At 64.3% G+C, this 6,294-nt stretch carries 3 protein-coding genes; 2 read left to right on the top strand and 1 reads right to left on the bottom strand.

The window, feature by feature from the left end; translation table 11 throughout:
- The coding region (ilvA, locus tag BUE39_RS08960; RefSeq protein ID WP_073428291.1) for a threonine ammonia-lyase, biosynthetic at positions 1 to 1,194 on the bottom strand (1,194 nt) is incomplete at its 3' end.
- Between the two features lie 502 nt (positions 1,195 to 1,696).
- Between ilvA and BUE39_RS08955 the strand changes: the two genes are divergently transcribed.
- Positions 1,697 to 5,791, top strand: coding sequence for a DUF3683 domain-containing protein (locus BUE39_RS08955; protein WP_073428290.1), 4,095 nt, complete (start codon positions 1,697 to 1,699; stop codon positions 5,789 to 5,791).
- Between the two features lie 34 nt (positions 5,792 to 5,825).
- Positions 5,826 to 6,254, top strand: a complete 429-nt coding sequence (locus BUE39_RS08950; RefSeq protein ID WP_073428289.1) for an HIT family protein — start codon at positions 5,826 to 5,828, stop codon at positions 6,252 to 6,254.
- Positions 6,255 to 6,294 lie beyond the last annotated feature (40 nt).

The raw sequence follows: 6,294 nt of genomic DNA, 5'->3' as shown, positions 1-6,294 counted from the left end.
GGCGAAGCCGTGCGCTTCAAAGGCGCCCGCGATCTGCGCGGACTCGCTGCGGTTCCGGATCTGCACGCCGACGAAGATATGCGCCGAGCTCGCGTCCGCGATCCGGTAGTTGAACTCGGTGACGCTGCGCGTGCCGACCAGTTCGCAGAAGCGCCGGAAGCTGCCGCGCTCCTCGGGAATCGTCACGGCGAACACCGCCTCGCGCGCTTCCCCCACTTCGGCGCGCTCGGCCACGAAGCGCATGCGGTCGAAATTCATGTTCGCGCCCGACGTGATCGCGACCAGCGTCTGGTTCTCGATGCCTTCGCGCTCGGCATACTGCTTCGCACCGGCCACCGCGAGCGAGCCGGCAGGTTCGAGCACGCTGCGGGTGTCCTGGAACACGTCCTTGATCGCCGCGCACAGCGCGTCGGTGTTCACGAGCAGCACGTCGTCGAGATACTCGCGGCACAGGCGGAAGGTTTCCTCGCCCACCAGCTTCACCGCGGTGCCGTCCGAGAACAGGCCGACCTCGTTCAGCGTGACCCGCTCGCCGGCTTTCAGCGACGCGGCCATCGCGCACGAATCGTCGGTCTGCACGCCGATCACCTTGATCTCCGGGCGCACCGATTTCACGTACGCGGCGACGCCCGCCGCGAGTCCGCCGCCGCCGATCGGCACGAAGATCGCGTGAATCGGTCCCTGATGCTGGCTGAGAATTTCCATCGCGACGGTGCCCTGGCCGGCGATCACATACGGATCGTCGAACGGATGCACGAAGGTCAGGCCGCGCGCTTTCTGCAGCGTCAGCGCATGCGCGTACGCATCGCTATACGACTCGCCCGACTGCACCACCTCGACGGTCGGCCCGCCGTGCGCGCGCACCGCATCGACCTTCACCTGCGGGGTGGTGACCGGCACGACGATGATCGCCTTCACGCCCAGCCGTGCCGCCGACAGCGCCACGCCCTGCGCATGATTGCCCGCCGACGCGGTGATCACCCCACGCTCCAGCGCCTCGGCCGGAATGTGCGCCATCTTGTTGTACGCGCCGCGCACCTTGAACGAGAACACCGGCTGGTTGTCCTCGCGCTTCAGGTAGACCGGATTGCGCAGGCGCGCCGACAGATTCGGCGCGCGTTCCAGTTCGGTCTCGCGGGCCACGTCGTAGACGCGTGCGGTCAGGGTTTTCTTCAGGTAGTCGTGGGAAGCCATGCGGGTGGCGCGGTGCGCTTTATAAGACGGGAAAGGACCAATGATAGCGCCAACGGCGTGCGCTCCGGCTTCCGCGCGGCGGTCGGAGCCGCGCCCCGAGCGCCGCCTGACCGCCCGGTTGGTCAATTGGCCATATGCACGAAGGCGCGTGTGTTAGTGACGAAAACCCGCCAAGCCCCGCCACGCCTCCGATTTCAGCCGTCAACGCGCGGCGGGATCATGCGGTAGAATTCCATTTTGGAATAAGGATCGGAAGATGCACTGGCAGCCTCGGATCGCCCATTCGATGCCCATCCCGCGTGAGTGTTGCCCCGCGGCGGAGCGTCACGCCCGCCGGGCACGATCGTGTAGCTGCATCTGAGCGCCGTGAAGCGATCGATGTGAGGAAACCGTCGGTTGCGCTTCGCTCCACTAGAAATTTTCCAGCATTGCGCCCCACGCGCACCGTCAGCCGACGCCTTCCACCTGAGCGCGGCCGGTTGACCCACCGAGTCGTCCGAACATGAACGCACCTCAAGTATTCGATCCGCACGGGGCCGCCGCCGCGGTGGCCGCCGATCCCGAAGCGCGTCTGCGCGAAATTCCCTATAACTACACGTCCTTTTCCGACCGCGAAATCGTCATTCGTCTGCTCGGCGACGACGCCTGGGCGGCACTGGCCGAACTGCGCGCGGAGCGCCGCACCGGCCGTTCGGCACGCATGCTTTACGAAGTGCTCGGCGACATCTGGGTCGTGCGTCGCAATCCCTACCTGCAAGACGATCTGCTCGACAACCCCAAGCGCCGGGCGATGTTGATCGAAGCGCTGCATCACCGTCTGTCTGAAATCGAAAAGCGCCGCCGCGCCGATCTGGTCGAGCATGGCGACGAAGCGGGCGTCGACCGGGCCGCTCGGGTCGAAACCCTGGTCGAGGCCGCGCGCCGCGCCGTCGACGACTTCGAAAGCGAATTCCAGAAAACCTACGATCTGCGCCGCCGCGCGACCAAGGTGCTGGGCCGCGTCACCGAAAAAGACAACATCAAGTTCGACGGTTTGTCCCGCGTCTCGCATGTGACGGACGCCACCGACTGGCGCGTCGAGTACCCGTTTGTCGTGCTCACGCCGGATACCGAAGCGGAGATCGCCGGCATGATCAAGGCGTGTTTCGAACTCGGTCTGACTGTGATTCCGCGCGGCGGCGGCACTGGCTACACGGGCGGCGCGGTGCCGCTCACGCCGTTTTCGGCCGTCATCAACACGGAAAAGCTGGAACAACTGGGCGCGGTCGAGATGACCGAACTGCCGGGCGTCGAGCGCAAGGTGGCGACGATTTTCTCCGGTGCGGGCGTCGTCACGCGCCGCGTGACCGAAGCGGCCGAGCAGGCCGGCTTTGTGTTCGCGGTCGATCCGACCTCGCTGGATGCGTCCTGCGTCGGCGGCAACGTCGCGATGAACGCGGGCGGCAAGAAAGCGGTGCTGTGGGGCACGGCGCTCGACAATCTCGCCTGGTGGCGCATGGTCGACCCGGAAGGGAACTGGCTCGAAGTGACGCGTCTGGACCACAACCTCGGCAAGATTCACGACATCGAAGTCGCGCGTTTCGAGCTGAAATGGTTCGACGGCAACTACGCGCCGGGCGAGAAGCTGCTGCGCACGGAGGCGCTCGACATCAAGGGCCGCGTGTTCCGCAAGGAAGGTCTCGGCAAGGACGTCACCGACAAATTCCTCGCCGGTCTGCCGGGCGTGCAGAAGGAAGGCTGCGACGGGCTGATCACGTCCGCGCGCTGGGTGCTGCACAAGATGCCGGCGCACACGCGCACCGTCTGCCTCGAATTCTTCGGCCAGGCGCGCGACGCGATCCCGAGCATCGTCGAGATCAAGGACTATCTGTTCGAAACGTCGAAGCAGGGCGGCGCGATTCTGGCCGGCCTCGAACACCTCGACGAGCGCTATCTGCGCGCGGTCGGCTACGCCACCAAGAGCAAGCGCAACGCGTTTCCGAAGATGGTGCTGATCGGCGACATCGTCGGCGACGATGCGGACGCGGTCGCGCAGGCCACCTCGGAAGTCGTGCGCATGGCCAACGGCAAGAGCGGCGAAGGCTTCGTCGCGGTCAACGCCGAGGCGAGGAAGCGTTTCTGGCTCGACCGCAGCCGCACCGCCGCGATCGCCAAGCACACGAACGCGTTCAAGATCAACGAAGACGTGGTGATTCCGCTCGACCGCATGGGCGAGTACACGGACGGCATCGAGCGCATCAATATCGAGCTGTCGATCAAGAACAAGCTGCAACTGGTCGACGCGCTCGAAGCGTTCTTCAAGGCCGGCAAACTGCCGCTCGGCAAGAGCGACGACGCCAACGAAATCCCGAGCGCCGAACTGCTCGAGGATCGCGTGCAGCAAGCGCTCGATCTGTTGAAGCGCGTGCGCACGCGCTGGGAATTCCTGCGCGACAAGCTCGATCTCTCGTTGCGTGAAGCGCAGCACTACCTGGTCGGTCTCGGCTACGAAGCGCTGGCGGAGAAATTCGCCGATCGCGCGGACGCGCAGCCGGACGCCACCGTGTTTCACGTCACGCAAGACCGTACGATCCGCGTGTCGTGGAAGCAGGAGATTCGCGCCGAACTGCGGCAGATCTTCAACGGCGGCGAGTTCAAGCCGATCCTCGACGAAGCCCAGGCGATCCACAAGCAGGTGCTGCGCGGCCGCGTGTTCGTCGCGCTGCACATGCACGCGGGCGACGGCAATGTCCACACGAACCTGCCGGTCAACTCCGACAACTACGAGATGCTGCAGGACGCCCACACGGCGGTCGCGCGCATCATGAAGCTGGCGCGTTCGCTCGACGGCGTGATTTCCGGCGAGCACGGCATCGGCATCACCAAGCTCGAATTCCTCACCGACGACGAGATCGGCGAATTCCGCGCGTACAAGCAGCGCGTCGATCCGCATGGGCGCTTCAACGCCGGCAAGCTGCTCGCAGGCGCCGACCTGCGCAACGCCTATACGCCGAGCTTCGGGCTGATGGGCTATGAATCGCTGATCATGCAGCAGTCCGACATCGGCGCGATTTCCGAGTCGATCAAGGACTGCCTGCGTTGCGGCAAGTGCAAGCCGGTGTGCGCGACCCACGTGCCGCGCGCGAACCTGCTGTACAGCCCGCGCAACAAGATTCTCGCCACTTCCTTGCTGGTCGAGGCGTTCCTGTACGAAGAGCAGACGCGCCGCGGCGTGTCGATCAAGCACTGGGACGAATTCAACGACGTCGCCGATCACTGCACCGTCTGTCACAAGTGCGTGACGCCGTGCCCGGTGAAGATCGATTTCGGCGACGTGACCATGAACATGCGCAACCTGCTGCGCAAGATGGGCAAGAAGAAGTTCAATCCGGGCAACGCGGCCGGCATGTTTTTCCTGAACGCGACCAATCCGCAGACGATCAACCTCGCGCGCACCGCGATGATGGGCGTCGGCTACAAGGCGCAGCGCCTCGGCAACGACCTGCTGAAGAAGTTCGCGAAGAAGCAGACGGCGCACCCGCCGGCCACCGTGGGCAAGCCGCCGGTCACCCAGCAGGTGATCCACTTCATGAACAAGAAGATGCCGGGGAATCTGCCGAAGAAAACCGCGCGCGCGTTGCTGGATATCGAGGACAACAAGATCGTTCCGATCATCCGCAATCCGCAAACGACCAACGCCGACACGGAAGCGGTGTTCTACTTCCCCGGCTGCGGCTCCGAGCGGCTGTTCTCGCAAGTCGGGCTGGCGACCCAGGCCATGCTGTGGGAAGCCGGCGTGCAAACAGTGCTGCCGCCGGGTTATCTGTGCTGCGGCTATCCGCAGCGCGGCTCGGGCCAGTTCGACAAGGCCGAGCAGATCGTCACCGATAACCGCGTGCTGTTCCACCGCGTCGCGAATACGCTGAACTATCTCGACATCAAGACGGTGGTGGTGTCGTGCGGCACGTGTTACGACCAGCTCGCCGGTTACGAATTCGAAAAGATTTTCCCCGGCTGCCGGATCATCGACATCCACGAGTTCCTGCTGGAAAAAGGCATGAAGCTCGAAGGCGTGAACGGCGTGCGCTACATGTATCACGACCCGTGTCACACGCCGATCAAGACGATGGATCCGGTCAAGCTCGTCAACGAACTGATGGGCTCGGAGAAAGATGGCTACAGGATCGAGAAAAACGATCGCTGCTGTGGCGAGTCCGGCACACTGGCCGTGACTCGGCCTGACATTTCGACGCAGGTGCGCTTTCGCAAGGAAGAGGAAATCCGCAAGGGCGCGGCGAAGCTGCGCGGCATTCCGCTGCTCGCGGAAGCCGGCGCGAACGCGATCAATCCGGTCAACGCATCGGCCGGCTCGGCGGGCGCGCCGAACGGCTCCGTGCTGAAGGCCGGCGACGGTCCGCAGCCGAAGGGCGCCACCGACGTGAAGATCCTGACGAGCTGCCCGTCCTGCCTGCAAGGCCTGTCGCGTTACAACGAAGACGCGAATATCGACGCGGATTACATCGTGGTCGAGATGGCGCGTCATGTGCTCGGTGAAAACTGGATGGCCGATTACGTGCAGCGGGCGAACAATGGCGGAATCGAGCGCGTGCTGGTTTAATGCAAGCACTGACGATTTTTGCCTGAGGACGACGATGGATTGCGTTTTTTGCCATGAAGATGGCGGCGATGTGCTGTGGCAGGACGACACCTTGCGCGTCGTCCTCGCCGACGAACACGATTATCCGGGCCTTTGCCGGGTGATCTGGAACAGGCATGTAGCCGAGTTTTCCGATCTCGACGGAAGCGACCGCGATCGCGTGATGAAGGCCGTTTATGCGGTCGAACGCGCGATGCGGCGCATCCTTCAGCCGGTGAAGGTCAACCTGGCGAGCCTCGGCAACCAGGTGCCGCATGTGCACTGGCATGTGATTCCGCGTTTTTCGAACGACGCGCATTTCCCGCTGCCCATTTGGGCGCCGCGCCAGCGCACGGTGTCCGAAGCCATGCTGTCGTCGCGCCGCGCGCAAGCTACCTTGTTGCGCGAAGCCGTGCGGCAGGAAATCGAACAAGCGCTTGGCTGAGCGCCCCGTAACCTGCCGCTACGCGCCAAGCTCCGCGACG

It is taken from the genome of Paraburkholderia terricola, from assembly GCF_900142195.1.
Lineage (GTDB): Bacteria > Pseudomonadota > Gammaproteobacteria > Burkholderiales > Burkholderiaceae > Paraburkholderia > Paraburkholderia terricola.
Note: the sequence above shows the minus strand (reverse complement) of the source record. Positions and strands in the feature narration are given on the sequence as shown.